Below are 16,951 nucleotides of genomic sequence, written 5' to 3'. Positions count from 1 at the left end.
TATAGCCCTCCTTTCGAAAATAAAAAAGATTGCTACCAATTTATGATAACAACCTTTTATTGTAATTTATTTCTTAGATGGCTCTAAAACTTTGACTCCATCCATTTTGTCCACATGTACATATTTTCTAAAGTCAACAATGTTCATTATTGCAATTGCAATGACAACTATCAAAAATATTTTCGCTATAAATTTCATTCTATCCTCTTAGAGTATTGGCGATAAAAGTCTTGAGAAACCCTCTCGCACCTTTATATGCCAAGGTCTGTTTTTGTAATTTTCCAATGTTATTTCTGTTGAGCTCTCAACGTCTCTATAGAAGTCTTCAACTAATTTAGCATTCATATCTCTATCAAAAATAAATGCATTTACTTCAAAGTTGAGTTCAAAACTTCTTATATCAAAGTTGGCAGTGCCCACGCTTGATACTACATCATCTGAAATAACTATCTTGTTGTGCAGAAAACCGCCTTCATAGTAATATGCCTTGCAACCCCAATGCAACAACTCTCCAATAAATGAAAGTGAAGCCCAATGTACAAATATATGGTCCCTTATTCTCGGTATCATTATATTTACTTCCACTCCTGAAAGAGCTGCGACTTTAAGTGATTTAAAAAGCCCTTCGTCCGGAACAAAATATGGAGTTTGTATAAAAATTCTCTTCTTTGCTTTTGTTATCAGCTTTTCATATCCGTTTCTAACAGAGTCAACTTTTGTGTCCGGCCCACTGGTAACTATACAAACTTCTGAACCTTTGGCCTCCAAATCTTTTTCAGTTTTAATAAATGTCATCGGTGCCATACTGGCTCTTTTGCCGGATGCAAATTTATAATCAAGATAAAATCTAAATTCTAGACCTCGAATGGCATCTCCAACTATTCTAAGATGAGTATCTCTCCAAAATCCAAATTTTTTGCTCTTTGAAATATATTCATCTCCTATGTTGTATCCTCCGACATATCCAATTTTATGGTCTATTACAATTATCTTTCTATGATTTCTGTAGTTGATACGCGTATTGATGTTTTTAAAAATTCCCGGGAAAAACACTTCTACTTTTACTCCGGTTTCTAGGAGTCCTCTCCTATCCCTACTCTTAAATTTTCTTCCGCCCATACCATCTACTAATAGGATTACTTCCAATCCCTGTTTAGCTTTTTCTTTTAAAAGATTTATAATCTCTGTTCCCAAATTATCAGATTTGAAAATATATGACTGGATATAAATCGAAGTCTTTGCCGCTTTAATATCATCTATCAAAGTTTTAAAATAACTTTCCCCATCTATAAATCTTTCAATTTGATTGTTGGAGTACATTATTTCATTTTCACCCATATTAAACATGTGAATCATATCCAAATAGCCATATATGCTTTCGCCTTTTTCAACTTCTCTTTCCAATCTAGCTATTTGGTTTCTTGCAATATAGTACATCTTCTTTTCAATTTTCTCTTTTTTGTCGAAAATTTTTATCTTTGAAAGATCTTGTCCTAATATCAAATAGAGTATGAATCCTATTATTGGTAAAAAATTAATTGCCATAACCCACAACAATGTAGATGTTGGTTTTCTCTTCTCTGCAAAAATAATTATCACAGAAAAAACTAAGTTTAATATAAAAATTATTCCATACGCAGAGAAGAAACTAACTACTCTATCCATGCTAAAAAATGGTGTAAACACTTTACCACCTACTTATTTTTTTTAGATTTATATCTTATTTGTGAATTTAAAATTTTCTTTCTTATTCTAAAGGTTACCGGAGTAACTTCTATCAACTCATCATCTTCAATAAATTCAAGCGCTTCTTCTAAAGACATATCTACCGTTGGAGATAGTTTAAGTGCTTCATCTGCTCCTGAAGCTCTAACATTGCTTTGTTTCTTTGTCTTAGTTACTGAAACTTCAATTTCAACACCTTTTGGAGATTGCCCGACAACTTGACCTTCATATACTTCTTCTGAAGGTCTTACAAATAAATATCCTCTTGATTGAGCATTGTTAAGTCCGTAAGCAGATGCTGTACCTGTGTCAAAAGATACTATTGAAGCGTCCATACGTCTTGGTATATCACCCTTATATGGTTCATAATCTAAGAAAAGTGTATTTAATATACCATTTCCCTTTGTATCACTCATAAATTCTGAACGATATCCTATTAATCCACGTGCCGGCATTTTAAATTCAAGTTTTGCATATCCACCTGTTGGCTCTTGCATTGAAACAAGTTCTGCTTTACGTCTTCCCAGTTTTTCTATTACGCTTCCAACATGTTCATTTGAAACATCTATTGTAACAATTTCCATTGGCTCATATAATTTCCCATCTATGGTCTTGTAAAGAACTTCCGGTTTAGAAATTTGGAATTCATATCCTTCACGTCTCATATTTTCAATTAAGACTGAAAGGTGAAGTTCTCCTCTTCCTGAAACTTTAAAAGAATCTGTTGAATCAGTATCTTCAACTCTAAGTCCAACGTCTGTTTGGAGTTCTCTGAAAAGTCTTGCTCTAATTTGCCTTGAAGTTACAAATTTACCATCACGTCCTGCAAATGGAGAATCATTTACCGAAAAATTCATAGATAGTGTAGGCTCTGAAATCTTTACAAATTCCAATGGGGTTGGATCTTCTGTAGAAGCTATTGTATCTCCTATGTTTATATCCTCAATTCCGGAAACTGCAACTATACTTCCCGCCTTTGCCGTTTCAGCCGGTACTCTTTCAAGTCCTTCATATTCATATATATTTGTTATCTTAACTTTCTTACATAGTTCAGGTTTTTCCTTGTTTACTATTACTACCGTGTCGCCTTGGTTGAACTGTCCTCTTTCAACTTTCCCTACCCCAATTCTGCCAACATAATCATTGTAGTCTATAGTTGAAATCAAAACTTGAAACGGTGCTTCTATATCATAATCAGGTGCCGGTATATAGTCGATTATGGTATTAAATAAAGCACTCATGTCTGTTGTTTCATCACTTAAATCAAGCTTTGCTATTCCCGTTTTTGCTGATGTAAATACGTGAGGACTTTCAAGAGCATCATCACTAGCTCCCAAATCTATAAATAAATCTAACACTTCATCTACTACAGCCTCAGGTCTTGCCCCGGGTCTATCTATTTTATTTATTGCAACAATTACCGGTAAATCTAATTCAAATGCCTTTTTTAAAACAAATTTAGTTTGAGGCATCGGTCCTTCAAATGCATCTACTAAAAGGACAACCCCGTTTACCATCTTTAATACACGTTCAACTTCTCCTCCGAAGTCAGCATGTCCTGGAGTATCTATTATGTTTATCTTAACTCCACCGTGCATTACAGATGTGTTTTTTGAAAGGATTGTAATTCCTCTTTCTCTCTCTATTGCATTTGAGTCCATTACTCTCTCTTCTACAACTTGATTTTCCCTAAAAATACCCGATTGTTTTAATAATGCATCTACAAGAGTTGTCTTGCCATGGTCTACGTGTGCAATAATAGCTATATTTCTTATATCGTCTCTTTTATTCATCTTTTCACTCCAATCTCTAAAAATTATATCACAGCTTGTTTATTTGTATATAAAAATCACCTTAAATAAGGTGATTTAGCTAAAAATATTTATAATATTAAAAGTGCTTCAAAACAATTACTTCATTTTTATTAAAAATTAATTTATCTGTGAGTGCTTCTACTAATATGAGCCCTCTCCCACTACATTTTTCACTATTAAAGCAATCATTTGAAGAATATTCTATAATTCCACATCCCTCATCTACTACTCTTATAGTGATAGAAGTGTCTTTTAGTACGACATTTAAATAAACATACTTTTCTTGATTGAGTTCATTACCATGTAATGCTCCATTCACCACCAACTCGTCAAGAATTAGTTTCAAATCAAAAATTGTTTCTTCATCAAATATATATTTTTTTATTCGCTTTAACACATCCTCAACAAAAGGTTTTATCTGTTCAAGTTCACTTGAAACTGCCCCTTGGTAGGTGTATATAGCATCCATAGTCTCACCTCTTTTCATATATTTTATATTTTACCCAATTATATATCTTTGTAACTTTTCTGATAAGATTTACATAAAATATTTTTTTGTAATAAAAAAATATATTCAAAGATATCGTTAAAGTCCACTGTTAAACTCCGCCTCTGCCATCTTCTCAATCCTTTTATTATGTTTAAATTTATATCCAACTTAAAAAAATTACAATAGAAACGGCTATTACTCTTTTTAAGCAATAACCGTCATATTTTATCTTATTGAAATTCTTTGGCTATCTGTACCATTTGCATTTTTAATAGTAAAGTTTAATTGATATCCTTCCATTTTTACATCTGCTATTTCTTTGTCAGTGTTGTAAACCATTCTACCGGCTCTATCATAAATTTGGCTCTTATCAGAATTTGCCTTTGAAGCAAATCTTATTATTGTATAGTCTCCAACTTTAGTACTGCTCATATAAGCTGCTCCGTTGTTTACTTTTTCGCCCTTTTCAGTTAAAACTGTTCCCTCTTTGCTTTCTACATAGAAAGTTGTGTTGCCAAGATTGATGGCTGTAGCTGCTGATATATTTTTGTTGACTATTGAAGATTCTTTGCTTATTCTGCCTTTTTCTAAATCATAGCTATAGTAACCATCTCCGGAAGAAAATAGTAATTTATTTCCTTCACGGATAAATGATTTAATTTCCATGTCTGAAACTTGTTCAGATTTATTTCCTATCAAACTATCTTTGAATAATCTGTAAGAAGTTCCATCTGTTTTAACAACATAGTAATTTCCATTGTAGAATTCAGTTTTTGAGTAGTCTTCAAATTTACTTTTCTTTTCCTCAATCTTTATATCAGATTTTGTTATTTCAGCTTTTTTAGAATTGATTACCAATCCTTTTTGGTGTGTGAAGTCATAGTCCCAACCAAATTCATCAACGCCAAATCTCCAAGTCATTGGGAAATATGTCACATCTCTGAATGTTAGAAGTGGGTATTGTTCTGTTCTGTTGTTTATAGATTTCCCATTTACGGCAATTGCAAATTCAGGTACTGAAACTTGATATCTGTCATTATTTTTAACCTTAGTTTGATAGAATTCAAACCTTCCTGCAATACCTGTCTTATTTATCTTTAGCCCCGTTGCTTCGCTCCAATTTGTTTCAACACCTAAAAATCTTGATGTGTGATAAGTCATCGGGAAGTATGTGATGTCTTTGTAAACTAAAAGTGGATACTCAGCATATGTGTTATCTACTTTTTGCCCATTAAGTGTGACATCAAATCTTGGTAATGTTGCATACTCTGTTCTAGCTTCTACTTTCACTGATAATGTTATTAAAAATGTAAGTACAAGCATTAATGAATAAATTTTCTTTTTCATTGTAATCATCTCCTTATCATATATTCTAACCTACATAAACAGTATATCAACTCTAATACAGTTACAGTTAGGAGTCAATTTTGTTTCAATAGTTAAGAATTAGTATATTCCTTTACGAACTGTTCCCTCTGAAGGGTCTATTGTCACAATATCCCCGGTGCTTATCCTTGTAAGAGCTCCATCAGCTCCAACAATTGTTGGAATACCTAAACTTATTGCAGTAATTGCCGCATGTGAAGTGTATCCGGCAGCTTCAGCTATGATTCCACCCGCACGCTCAACAAATGAAATTATCTCTTTGTCTGTATTTGACACAACAAGTATGTTGCCTTCTTTAAAATTATTGATTAAATCATTTACCGAGTTTACTACCACAGCTCTTCCAGTTACCAACTCTTTTCCAATGCCTGTGCCTTGAGTCAGTACCTTTGCTATAGTTTGTACTTTAATCAAGTTTGTTGAACCCGAAAGACCAACCGGTACCCCTGCTGTAATTACTACTACGTCTCCTTCTTCAACAAGCTTTTCTTCAATAACTCTGTCTATTGAATTTTTGAAAACTTCATCTGTTGTGTTTAAAGCCGGCACCAATATTGAAACTGCACCCCATGTCAAAGCAAGTTGTCTTCTAACTCTCTCTGAAGTTGTCGCAGCTATTATTGTAGACTTAGGTCTGAACTTTGAAATCGCCCTTGTTGTAGAACCTGATGTCGTCGCTGTAATAATTGCCTTTGCGCTTAAATCTTGAGCTATTGTACAAGTACTCTTTCCTATTGCATTTGTCACAGAAGTTGAAATTTCAGAAATTTGTTTTTCTAAAAGTTCTTGATAATTTATAGAATCTTCTGTCACTTCTACAATTTCTCTCATCACCTTTACAGCATTTAGCGGATATTTCCCACTTGCAGTTTCCCCGGATAACATAACCGCACTTGTCCCATCTAGTACCGCATTTGCAACGTCATTGGCTTCAGCTCTGGTAGGTCTTGGATTTCTCATCATAGAATCCAACATTTGAGTTGCAGTAATTACTGACTTGCCGGCAATATTACATTTTTTAATCATTTCTTTTTGAGCAAGGGGAACTCTCTCCGTTGGGATTTCAACTCCCAAATCCCCTCTGGCAACCATTATACCATCAGAAACGGCAAGTATTTCGTCTAAATTAGCCAACCCTTGTTCCGACTCTATCTTTGAAATAATTTTAATGTCATAGTTTCCGGCATCTTCAAGAACTTTTCTAATCTCCAACACATCTTCTTTACTTCTTACGAAAGACGCTGCGATAAAGTCTATATCGTTTTTAACCCCAAAAATTATATCAGCTTTATCTTTATCGTTTAATAGAGGTAATTTTAAGTCCACTCCGGGAGCGTTAACTCCCTTCCTTTGAGAAATTACCCCTCCATTTTCAACTTCTGTATAGATATCTGTATCTGTCTTTGAAAGTACTCTGAGACCAACTAACCCATCGTCTATAAGTATTCTTGAGCCAACTGTAATGTCTCTAGGTAAATCGGCATACGATATAGAGGCTATAGTTTCGTCCCCTTCAACATCTCTATTTGTGAGTGTATAGTTGTCTCCGCTTTCAAGACGAACTTCCATAGAATCTTTAAAAAGCCCAAGTCTTATTTCAGGGCCTTTTGTATCTAACATTATCGCCACCGGAAGACCCATTTCTTCCCTAACTTCTTTTATTCTATCAATTTTAACTTGATGTTCTTCGTGACTCCCGTGAGAAAAGTTAAGTCTACAAACGTCAACTCCCTCTGTAAAAAGTTGTTTTAATATTTCCTTTGATTCCGTTGCCGGGCCTATTGTTGCCACTATTTTAGTCTTTTTCATAAAATCTCCTCAAATAGATGTCACTTCAAGTATATGCTTTAAATCATCTTTGAAGTCTTTCTTAGTATTTAGCGCTTCTTCTAAATCAAATACTTCAACAGTTCCATCTTTAATACCTATTGCATGACTACCTTCATTATCGCAAATAAACTCCACAGCCTTGCTTCCCATAGCAGAGGCCATTATCCTATCAGATACATTAGGGCTTCCCCCTCTTTGAATATAACCTAAAATAGTAACTTTAGTATCTATTCCCGTTAACTCTTCAAATTTTTCTGCTATTTCAAAACTATTTCCGGCACCCTCTGCTGCAATTATGATGTGGTGTCTCTTGCCTCTATTTTTCCCAACCAAAGCTTTTTTAGCTATTTCATCTAAATCAAACTTCCTCTCCGGAACTAATATGTTTTCAGCACCGGAAGCTATTCCAGCATATAGGGCAATATCCCCACAATTTCTCCCCATTACCTCAACAACATTCGCTCTGCCGTGAGATTCAGTAGTATCTCTTATATGAGAAATTGCATCCATTACAGTTGTAATTGCCGTAAAAAATCCAATTGTATAATCTGTATAGCCCATGTCATTATCTATTGTAAGCGGAATACCCATCACGTCAATGCCGTGTTTTGAAAGTGCCATTGCACCTTTCATACTTCCATCGCCACCGGCCACTATTAACTTATCTATCCCAAATATTTCTAAAATATTTATAGCTTTTAATTGTCCCTCTTCAGTCATAAATCTCTCTGATCTTGAAGTTCCGAGGATTGTCCCCCCTCTGTGAATTATATCCGCCACAGAAGACTCATTCATCTCTATCAAATTCCCATCTATCAAGCCTTCATATCCGTTCTTAACTCCATAGACTTCAACTCCCTTGTAAATTGCAGTTCTAACCACAGCTCTTATAACTGCATTCATCCCCGGAGCATCTCCACCGCTTGTAAGTATAGCTATTTTCCCCATAATTACCTCAATATAAATTTATTTCCATCACCAATATAAGCTTTCAAACCACTTCTCAAATCTTCCGCTCTGTTCTCGTCAATCCAATATTTCTTTTCAGTTGCGTAAGCTTTTTTCTCATCTTCAAAGTAAAATATTACAGGTATATCTCCAGAATATTTTACCAATTCAGCTTTAACAGAATTTAGCAAGTTTGATTCTTTACTTCTCAAACTCAAATACAACTTTTTAACACTTTTTAACTCATCTTCATAATCTTTCAAAAGACTTATTGAGTCCACCAATATCTTAGGCTCTTCAATTTCAGACGCTTGTATATGCCCCTCTACCAACACGACATTTTCTTCGACAATAATATCCATGTACTTTTCATATACATTTGGAAAAATAACCAAATCAATTTGCCCTAAAATATCTTCAAGAGTTGCAAATGCCATCATCTTTTTGTTTTTAGTTATGAGAATTCGCTTACTCTTTATTATACCTGCAACTCTCAAATTTCTCATAATTAAATTTGTATTCATAGAATACTCTTCCATAATTCGGTTTGAATTTGTAGAACTCATTCTGTTTATCAACTCTACATAATCGTCCAACGGATGCCCTGATATATATATTCCCAATATTTCTTTCTCTAATTCAAGTTTGACCTTTTGTGTGAAATCTTTTAGTCTTGGTAGTTCCTCATTCATTTTCTGTTCTTCAAAAATTGAAAACTGTCCGCTTATATTATTTCTAAGAGTACCCAATACATTGTCAACAGTTTTTTCGTAAACTGCCAAATACTGAGTTCTGTTTCCTCCTAAACAGTCCAGCCCTCCGCACTTTATTAAATACTCCAGGGCTCTCTTATTTACTGCACTCGGATTTATTTCAGCAACTCTCTTTACAAAGTCGTTAAGAGATATAAATTCTCCACCCTTTTCTCTGGCTTCAACAGCAGCATCGATAAAGTTCTCGCCCATATTCTTAATAGCTTTTAACCCAAATCTTATCTTTCCATCTTCAACAGTGAATTTTTTAAAACTCTTATTTATATCAGGTGGCAATATATCTATTCCAAGCCTCTTACACTCTTCTACATACAGCGAAACTTGAGACATTCTTCCCATAAACGAAGTTATCTGCGCAGCCATAAACTCAACCGGATAATAATATTTCAGATAAGCCGTTCTATAAGCTACTACCGAATACGCAACAGAATGTGACTTGTTAAATGCATAATTTGCAAAATCTATCATTAAATCATAGATTTTATTGGCAGTCTTCTCATCTACTCCATTTCTTATAGCTCCGGCTATAACCAATTCGCCATTTTCTTCCTTGCCATAAATGAAGTTTTGTCTCTCCTCTTCCATTACAGACATCTTTTTCTTACTCATGGCACGTCTTAACAAGTCAGCTTGTCCAAGAGAATAGCCGGCTACTTTTTGAACAATTTGCATAACCTGTTCTTGATATACAATGCACCCATAAGTAGTGGATAAAATATCTTCGACTAGAGGATGTGGATAGGACAAAAGTTCGGAATTATGCTTAGATTCTATGAACTTTGGAATTTGACTCATTGGTCCCGGTCTGAACAGAGCATTTGCAGCAACTAAATCTTCAAAAGCGTCCGGTTTTAATTCCCTCAAGAAATTTCTCATCCCCTGAGATTCAAATTGAAATACGCCAAGAGTTTCAGCTCTTGCAAACATCTCAAGTATCTTCGGGTCATTCAATTCCACAAGAGAAAAATCAATCTTTATCCCATGATTTTCTTCAATTAACTTCAGAGCATCTCTTATTACCGTAAGAGTTCTAAGCCCTAAGAAATCCATCTTTAAAAGTCCAAGCTCTTCAAGCTCGATCATGTTGAACTGAGTAGCTATTATATCTCCGTTTCTCGTGAGCGGAACATAATTTGTAACTTCGTCTTTTGAAATTACTACCCCTGCCGCATGAGTTGAGGTGTGCCTTGGAAGTCCTTCAAGCTTTAAAGCCGTATCTATCAAATACCTGGTTTCATCAGAAGTTTCATATTCCTTTTTTAAAGTCGGACTCATTCCAAGAGCTTTTTCAATTGTCATATTAAGTTCTTCAGGAACTTGTTTGGCGATGTAGTCCACTCTTCCATAGCTTATGTCCAGGGCACGACCAACATCTCTTAATGCACCCCTTGCACCCAATGTACCAAAAGTTACTATTTGAGCTACATTTTCAGCACCATATTTTCTTATTACATATTCAATTACTTCTTCTCTTCTCTCATAGCAGAAATCTATATCTATATCCGGCATCGAAACTCTCTCCGGATTTAAAAATCTTTCAAATAGCAAATTGAATTTCAACGGGTCTATATCAATTATTCCAAGCGCATACGAAACTATTGACCCCGCTGCTGAACCTCTCCCGGGACCAACTTGAATATCAACACTTTTTGCATATCTTATAAAGTCCCAGACAATCAAAAAATAATCAGTATATCCCATAGTTATTATGGTGTTGAATTCGTACTCAAATCTCTTCTTTATATCGTCCGTAACATCTCTATATCTGGCTTTTAAACCGTCCTCTGCAAGTTTTCTCAAATAGCTTACATTGTCATACCCTTCAGGAACTTCAAAATGCGGTAAGTGTAAATTGTGAAACTCTATTTCAACATTACACCTATCTGCAATTTTCACAGTATTTTCAAGAGCTTGTAAATCATTTGGAAATATTTGAGCCATTTCTTCGTAACTCTTTAGATAAAATTCCTCAGTCTCAAACTTCATTCTCTTTTCCGCATTTATAACAGTTCCTGTTTGAATACACAACAAAACGTCATGTGCGCTTGCATCTTCTTGCTTTAAATAATGAGCATCATTTGAAGCTATTAATTCTATCCCCGTTTCAATCGATAACTTTCTCAAAAGCTGGTTCACTTTTTTCTGAGCCAAGATTCCATGATCTTGTAACTCTAAAAAGAAATTTCCCTTTCCAAAAATATCTTGATAGTTAAGAGCCGTTTCTTTTGCTCCATCATAATCTCCGGAATGCAATTTCCTTTGAACTTCCCCGGCAAGACATGCGCTAGTGGCAATTATTCCCCTGCTATACTTCCTTAGAACTTCGTGGTCTACTCTAGGTTTATAGTAATAACCGTGGACAAAACCTTCAGAAACTATCTTCATAATATTATTAAAGCCTTCGTTGTTTTCAGCTAATAATATTAAATGGTATCTCTTGTTGCTCCTGTCAAATTTTAAATAACTCTCTTCTGTTACATATACTTCACATCCCATTATCGGCTTTACTCCCGCCTCTTTACAGGCCTTATAAAACTGAATCGCTCCATACATATTCCCGTGGTCTGTGAGCGCAACAGCATTCATTCCCAAATCTTTTATTCTATTCGGTAACTCTTTAATCCTCGAAGACCCATCTAAAAGTGAATATTCACTATGGACATGAAGGTGTACAAAATCATTCAAATTATCCCTCTTCTATAATTTATACTAAAAAAGAGTTTTAATATTAATATTAAAACTCTATCAACTTATATCATTATAAATTTATTTTCTACCAAGTCTATTAAATTGTCAACTGCCTTAGTCTCGTCTTCACCATCGCAAGTAATGGTGATTTCTTCACCACTAAATGCCCCTAAAGACATAATCCCTATGATACTTTTTGCATTTACAGATTCCCCTCTTGCTGTGAGAGTTATTTCTGATTTATATCTGTTGGCTGTTCTCACAAACAATGCTGCTGCACGTGCATGTAACCCATCTTCATTACTCAATGTTACTTTCTTTGTAACCATTTTGTTCACCTCTTATTTCATTTGCAATTTCTCTTATCTTGTTAAATCTATGGTTTACTCCAGACTTTCCTATTTTTGGGTCTAGCATCATACCAATTTCTTTCAAACTTAGAGACTCATCTTCCAACCTCAACCTTGCCACTTGTTGCAAAGATTCAGGTAGAGAATTCAACCCAAGTTTTTCTTCTATTAAATTTATATCAATAACCTGTTTTACAGAATTATTTACTATTTTGTTCAAGTTGGCACTTTCCATGTTAACTAAGCGATTTACATTATTATTTAAGTCCTTATAAACTCTGATATCTTCAAACTTGAGCATAGACCTTTGAGCACCCATCAAGCTAAGTAAATCAGATATCTGTTCCGCACCCTTTATATAAGTTATAAAATACTCTTTTCTCGCTATGACTTTGGAATTTAAGCAGTATTCATTTAAAATATCACTCACGAAGTTTGCATGTTCCTCGTTATTTGAAACAAACTCCAAATGATAATACTTCTCCGGATTGGAAATTGAGCCCGCTCCCAAAAACGCAGCTCTAATATAAGCTCTCTTTGCACTATCCCACCTAATTACTCTGTATGGAGAATAGCTCTGTACAAATACGTTTTCACCGCTTATAAACTCGGAATCGTAAAATAGAAGCTTACAAGCATTTTCATCCTCAAGCACAATCGTATATATATTATTCTTTTTTAATTGTCTTGATTGAGATATCTTAACCTCTACATCCTTAGAATAGAAGTCTTTCAAAAAAGTGAAAATCCTTCTACCGATTGCAGCATTCTCTGTGTTGAACCTAACCCTTATCCCATCTCCGGAAAGTTGTAGCGCTCCACACATTCTTATGTAAGCTGATAATTCGGCAATAATATCTGCAAGATCGTTGAGTTTAATCCTCGCCAACTCATTCTTTACATCAAATGAAAAACTCAACACATCACCTCATCTATTTGCAAACGACTTACCGTAAAATATTATACCCCACGCCCTCTATTTTTAAAAGACTTCTGGAGAATTTTTGATAAATCTTAATAATGCTATAAAAAATTTCAAAATACATTTTCAATTAAATTATACCACATAGTATTTACCTTTTTTAAAAAATATAGTGTTCATCAATTGTATTTAATTTAAATTAACTTTTTAAAATAAATTAGGTTTTTAATATTCTCAAAATACAGAACATTAAAAACCTAAAGCTCACATTATTTTTTTTAAATTCTCTTTAAAATATAAAACAGCCTCTTCTAATTCTTCTTCAGTTGCCATTCTGGACTTTAGCCCGGCTTCAATCATTTGTTCCCTTATTTTTGCCGGAATCACCTTCGCTGCAAATCCTCTTAATTTATTTATGAGAATAGGATCTACTAATCCCGGCAATCTGAACTCTCCAAGAGAATTTTTATCAACTAACATAGCTTCCAAATTTTCTTTTACCTTGAGTCCATGTTCAGAATTCGGCATAGCTCCAAGTGTCATAAACAAACCCAAATTTTTTTGTTTTGTCTTATCTAGGACCTTTTTAATCTTCCCATCCGGCAGTGCCTTATCTATCCACCCTCCTAAAAGTGCAAAATCATAATCATCAATTTTTTTATTTTCATCTACACTGGCTAAATCCATCTCAGCGACATCCTTTAATCCTTCATATATATACTCTGCAGCTCTTTTAGTGTTTCCCGTCTTAGATGAATATATAACTATCCCTTTCATGCTTACCTCCCAAAACTAATATATTTTATATTACCCACAATATATAATTTTTGGACAATTTTTTACAATAACTTTTGCAATAAAAAATAGTTAACTCTCATTAACTATTTCTATCTTAAACTATTCCAATTAAATCCTTGGCTGTTATATTTTTCCCCTTTAAAAACTCTTCAAAATCTTTTAAAATATCCATTACTGCATTTGGATTCATAAAATTAGCCGTACCTATTTGAGCAAGTGTGGCACCTGCCATCATAAATTCTACTACATCAAGCCCGGTGGAAATCCCTCCGGCCGCTATCACAGGTATGCTCACATTTTTTGCAACTTGATGCACCATTCTAAGCGCAATAGGTTTTACAGCAGGTCCTGAAAGCCCGGCGTATACATTGTTAAATACAGTCCTCTCTGCATAAGGGTCTATAGCCATTCCAAGCACGGTATTTATTAGTGATACACTGTCTGCTCCCGCTTCTTCAACAGCTTTTGCACACTCTACAACATCCCGTGCATTGGGAGATAACTTTACAATCAAGTTATGCTCTGTATGAGCTTTTACAATTTTTGTAACTTCAGCTGCAGTTTCAGACTCTATTCCAAAAGCCATTCCCCCCTCTTTGACATTAGGACAAGATATATTCAACTCTATTGCAAAAAAATCGTGTTCATTTAACAATTCCACACTGTTGATGTATTCTTCAATTGTATTTCCACCAAGATTTACAATAATATTTTCATTTAAGGTCTGCATTTTTTGAAGCTTCCCATTTAAAAATTCATGTATTCCCGGATTTTCAAGTCCAATTGAATTTAAGATGCCACTAGGAGTTTCCCAAATCCTAATTCCTTCGTTGCCCGGCTTTGGATTCCATGTTATTCCCTTTGATATTAGAGCCCCCAATTCACTTGGAGCATAATAGCTCTCGTATGCCTCTCCATAACCATAAGTACCTGAAGCCGGAAGCAGTGGATTCTTTAAAGTTTTCCCAAAAATTTCAACTTCAGTTCTCATACCAATTCACTCCCATCAAATACAGGTCCTTCAACACACGCTCTCTTATTTCCGGTTTTGGTTTTACATGAACAAGAAAGACACGCTCCAACTCCACAGCCCATACGATTTTCTAAAGACACATATACCTTGCAGCCATTTTGTGTCCCCAAACTTTCAACGGCTTGCATCATTGCACTTGGACCACAAGTGTATATCAACTTCTTATCAAATTCTAAAACTTCAGTAATAAGTCCACCCTTTTTGATTATAAAATTTACTTCCAAATCTTCAAATGCCTTCTCAAGATTTTGAGTTTCTCGCTCTCCAATATAAAAATCTATTTTAACTTCAGGATTTTCTCTCTTCAAGCACTTAACTAAATAATAAAAAGGAGCCGCTCCAACAGAACCCCCAACCAAAGAAATCTCATCTATATTTTCATAGCAAAAATGATTTCCATGAGGGCCATCAGCCATTATCTCATCTCCGACTTTTAAATCCCTTATTATCTTCGTCCCTTCTCCCCTTACTTCATAAAAGAACACTATCCCGTCATCTTCAACATCATATATTGAAATCGGTCTTGAAAGCGTAGGATACTTGTCCCACGCTCTAAGCATATAAAATTGTCCCGGTTTTACATCATCTACCTGATCTATCTTAATCAAGTAGTAATTTAAATCTATTTGTTTATTATATATTACTCTTGCCATATCTACTCGTTATATTTAGTAAGTGAATCACAGTATTCACATCTATATTCTTCAGTTTCAGCATTTGCCAAAGTAAATTTGTGGTCCTTTACCTTTTCAATATTGCTGATGCATCTTGGATTCTTACACTTCATTATACCTTCAACTTCTTTAGGTAACTCAAGTCTAACTTTCTTGACTCTTTCTCCGCCCTCTACAAAATTTACAGTAGTTCTTGGAGCAATTAAGCCGAGTACAGTATAATCCAGTTCAAAATCAGTTTCAATCTTTATCAAATCTTTTTTGCCCATTGCAGTTGACGGTATAGATTGCATTATAACTACAGGGTCCTGAACTTGGTCTAACTTAAGTGCAGTGTAGATAACCTTGGCCTTTCCGGCTTCAATATGATCAAGCACTATCCCCTTTTTTATCTTTGATACATTTATCATCTTAAGCCTCCAATCCCAATAAGAACATTATAAGCGCCATTCTCACATACATCCCAAACCTGGCTTGTTCAAAATAAACAGCCCTTGGGTCGTCGTCAATCTCCGTTGAAATTTCATTTACCCTTGGAAGCGGATGGAGAACTATCATATCTTCCTTAGCCAAATTCATCTTTTCCTTATCCAAAATAAAGAAGTCCTTTAGTCTTAAATACTCTTCCTCAGATACAAATCTTTCCCTTTGAACCCTTGACATATACAAGATATCCAAGCCATTTTTAATTGCCTCAGATAAATCAGAAGTTTCAATATAATTTTCCTCAGCAATCTCATCTTTAAAAGTCTTAGGCATTTTCAATTCCTCAGGAGATATGAACACAAACTTCACTCCCTCATATCTGTTCATCGCCCTTACAAGAGAGTGTATTGTCCTTCCGAATTTTAAGTCCCCACAAACACCTATTGTCAAATTATCAAATCTTTTTTTGTAATAATCTATGGTCAATAAATCAGTAAGAGTTTGAGTTGGATGTTGATGTCCTCCATCTCCGGCATTGATTATAGGCATTCTTGTCATTGCCTTAGCCGCAAGTAGTGCCGCGCCTTCTTTAGGATGTCTCATTGCGCATATATCAGCATAATTTTCCACAGTCCTTATGGTGTCTTGTAAAGACTCTCCCTTGGCTGTTGAAGATACTTTCGCATCAGAGAACCCAACAACTTGTCCCCCAAGTCTTAGCATTGCAGACTCAAAAGATAATCTTGTTCTTGTAGAAGGCTCAAAAAAAAGACTGGCCAATAATTTCCCCTTACAAACATCCAAATAATTTTCAGGATTTTGTATAATCTTATTTGCCAGTCTAAATAAATAATCAAACTCTTCAGTTGTAAAATCTAACGGTTGTATTAAATGTCTTAGCATATTTCCTCCTCACTTGGAGCGCACTAAGCCAAAAAGATATACATTTACCTTTTTAGCGTCCCGCACTAAATTAAAAGTAATTTCTTCCTCGACTAAATATACATTAATATTTGTGTTATGTCAATTAATATTTCCTCAATTTCAAACTACATTCCAAATAAACTTTAATTTAATTTTTAAGCAATATAAAA

At 34.7% G+C, this 16,951-nt stretch carries 15 protein-coding genes; all 15 read right to left on the bottom strand.

Going from position 1 to position 16,951, the window contains the following annotated elements:
* Positions 1 to 66: 66 nt before the first annotated feature.
* Positions 67 to 198 (bottom strand): hypothetical protein, encoded by a 132-nt coding sequence (locus SOR77_RS01975; protein WP_320635527.1) that lies wholly within the window; start codon positions 196 to 198, stop codon positions 67 to 69.
* A 9-nt stretch (positions 199 to 207) separates the two neighbouring features.
* Entirely contained in the window at positions 208 to 1,665 is a 1,458-nt protein-coding gene (cls, locus tag SOR77_RS01970; protein WP_320635526.1) for a cardiolipin synthase, read from the bottom strand.
* A 29-nt stretch (positions 1,666 to 1,694) separates the two neighbouring features.
* Entirely contained in the window at positions 1,695 to 3,518 is a 1,824-nt protein-coding gene (gene typA, locus SOR77_RS01965; protein ID WP_320635525.1) for a translational GTPase TypA, read from the bottom strand.
* 97 nt (positions 3,519 to 3,615) lie between these two features.
* Positions 3,616 to 4,008 carry an ATP-binding protein gene (locus SOR77_RS01960; protein WP_320635524.1) on the bottom strand — a complete coding sequence of 131 codons (393 nt, stop codon included), beginning with the start codon at positions 4,006 to 4,008 and terminating at the stop codon, positions 3,616 to 3,618.
* A 246-nt stretch (positions 4,009 to 4,254) separates the two neighbouring features.
* Positions 4,255 to 5,376: a hypothetical protein gene (locus tag SOR77_RS01955; RefSeq protein ID WP_320635523.1), complete on the bottom strand. Its 1,122-nt coding sequence runs from the start codon at positions 5,374 to 5,376 to the stop codon at positions 4,255 to 4,257.
* Between the two features lie 99 nt (positions 5,377 to 5,475).
* Positions 5,476 to 7,224, bottom strand: a complete 1,749-nt coding sequence (gene pyk / locus SOR77_RS01950; RefSeq protein ID WP_320635522.1) for a pyruvate kinase — start codon at positions 7,222 to 7,224, stop codon at positions 5,476 to 5,478.
* A 9-nt stretch (positions 7,225 to 7,233) separates the two neighbouring features.
* Positions 7,234 to 8,193, bottom strand: coding sequence for a 6-phosphofructokinase (pfkA, locus tag SOR77_RS01945; protein WP_320635521.1), 960 nt, complete (start codon positions 8,191 to 8,193; stop codon positions 7,234 to 7,236).
* A gap of 2 nt (positions 8,194 to 8,195) precedes the next feature.
* Positions 8,196 to 11,651 (bottom strand): DNA polymerase III subunit alpha, encoded by a 3,456-nt coding sequence (locus SOR77_RS01940; RefSeq protein ID WP_320635520.1) that lies wholly within the window; start codon positions 11,649 to 11,651, stop codon positions 8,196 to 8,198.
* A gap of 65 nt (positions 11,652 to 11,716) precedes the next feature.
* On the bottom strand, positions 11,717 to 11,983 hold the full coding sequence (locus SOR77_RS01935) for an HPr family phosphocarrier protein (RefSeq protein ID WP_320635519.1): 267 nt from the start codon (positions 11,981 to 11,983) through the stop codon (positions 11,717 to 11,719).
* Positions 11,955 to 12,926, bottom strand: coding sequence for a DNA-binding protein WhiA (whiA, locus tag SOR77_RS01930; RefSeq protein ID WP_320635518.1), 972 nt, complete (start codon positions 12,924 to 12,926; stop codon positions 11,955 to 11,957). Before whiA ends, SOR77_RS01935 begins: the two co-directional genes overlap by 29 nt.
* Positions 12,927 to 13,190: 264 nt before the next feature.
* On the bottom strand, positions 13,191 to 13,703 hold the full coding sequence (locus SOR77_RS01925) for a flavodoxin family protein (protein WP_004820232.1): 513 nt from the start codon (positions 13,701 to 13,703) through the stop codon (positions 13,191 to 13,193).
* A 115-nt stretch (positions 13,704 to 13,818) separates the two neighbouring features.
* A complete protein-coding gene (locus tag SOR77_RS01920) occupies positions 13,819 to 14,715 on the bottom strand; it encodes a dihydroorotate dehydrogenase (RefSeq protein ID WP_320635517.1) in 897 nt (298 codons plus the stop codon).
* Positions 14,712 to 15,410: a dihydroorotate dehydrogenase electron transfer subunit gene (locus SOR77_RS01915; protein WP_320635516.1), complete on the bottom strand. Its 699-nt coding sequence runs from the start codon at positions 15,408 to 15,410 to the stop codon at positions 14,712 to 14,714. The genes SOR77_RS01920 and SOR77_RS01915 overlap by 4 nt, the downstream gene beginning before the upstream one ends.
* Positions 15,411 to 15,412: 2 nt before the next feature.
* Complete coding sequence (locus tag SOR77_RS01910; RefSeq protein ID WP_320635515.1) at positions 15,413 to 15,841, bottom strand: aspartate carbamoyltransferase regulatory subunit; 429 nt, start codon at positions 15,839 to 15,841, stop codon at positions 15,413 to 15,415.
* Position 15,842: 1 nt separating this feature from the next.
* Positions 15,843 to 16,760: an aspartate carbamoyltransferase gene (pyrB, locus tag SOR77_RS01905; protein ID WP_320635514.1), complete on the bottom strand. Its 918-nt coding sequence runs from the start codon at positions 16,758 to 16,760 to the stop codon at positions 15,843 to 15,845.
* Positions 16,761 to 16,951 lie beyond the last annotated feature (191 nt).

Origin of the sequence: Peptoniphilus sp. (genome assembly GCF_034090345.1) — a bacterium.
Taxonomy (GTDB): domain Bacteria; phylum Bacillota; class Clostridia; order Tissierellales; family Peptoniphilaceae; genus Peptoniphilus.
The sequence above is the reverse complement of the archived record's forward strand: the minus strand, read 5'-3'. Positions and strand labels throughout refer to the sequence as shown.

What these genes read in the sequence shown, in the direction of transcription:
- SOR77_RS01975 (WP_320635527.1), bottom strand. Translation starts at nt 198, where the DNA reads ATGAAATTTATAGCGAAAATATTTTTGATAGTTGTCATTGCAATTGCA.
- cls (WP_320635526.1), bottom strand. Translation starts at nt 1,665, where the DNA reads ATGGATAGAGTAGTTAGTTTCTTCTCTGCGTATGGAATAATTTTTATA.
- typA (WP_320635525.1), bottom strand. Translation starts at nt 3,518, where the DNA reads ATGAATAAAAGAGACGATATAAGAAATATAGCTATTATTGCACACGTA.
- SOR77_RS01960 (WP_320635524.1), bottom strand. Translation starts at nt 4,008, where the DNA reads ATGGATGCTATATACACCTACCAAGGGGCAGTTTCAAGTGAACTTGAA.
- SOR77_RS01955 (WP_320635523.1), bottom strand. Translation starts at nt 5,376, where the DNA reads ATGAAAAAGAAAATTTATTCATTAATGCTTGTACTTACATTTTTAATA.
- pyk (WP_320635522.1), bottom strand. Translation starts at nt 7,224, where the DNA reads ATGAAAAAGACTAAAATAGTGGCAACAATAGGCCCGGCAACGGAATCA.
- pfkA (WP_320635521.1), bottom strand. Translation starts at nt 8,193, where the DNA reads ATGGGGAAAATAGCTATACTTACAAGCGGTGGAGATGCTCCGGGGATG.
- SOR77_RS01935 (WP_320635519.1), bottom strand. Translation starts at nt 11,983, where the DNA reads ATGGTTACAAAGAAAGTAACATTGAGTAATGAAGATGGGTTACATGCA.
- SOR77_RS01925 (WP_004820232.1), bottom strand. Translation starts at nt 13,703, where the DNA reads ATGAAAGGGATAGTTATATATTCATCTAAGACGGGAAACACTAAAAGA.
- SOR77_RS01920 (WP_320635517.1), bottom strand. Translation starts at nt 14,715, where the DNA reads ATGAGAACTGAAGTTGAAATTTTTGGGAAAACTTTAAAGAATCCACTG.
- SOR77_RS01915 (WP_320635516.1), bottom strand. Translation starts at nt 15,410, where the DNA reads ATGGCAAGAGTAATATATAATAAACAAATAGATTTAAATTACTACTTG.
- SOR77_RS01910 (WP_320635515.1), bottom strand. Translation starts at nt 15,841, where the DNA reads ATGATAAATGTATCAAAGATAAAAAAGGGGATAGTGCTTGATCATATT.
- pyrB (WP_320635514.1), bottom strand. Translation starts at nt 16,760, where the DNA reads ATGCTAAGACATTTAATACAACCGTTAGATTTTACAACTGAAGAGTTT.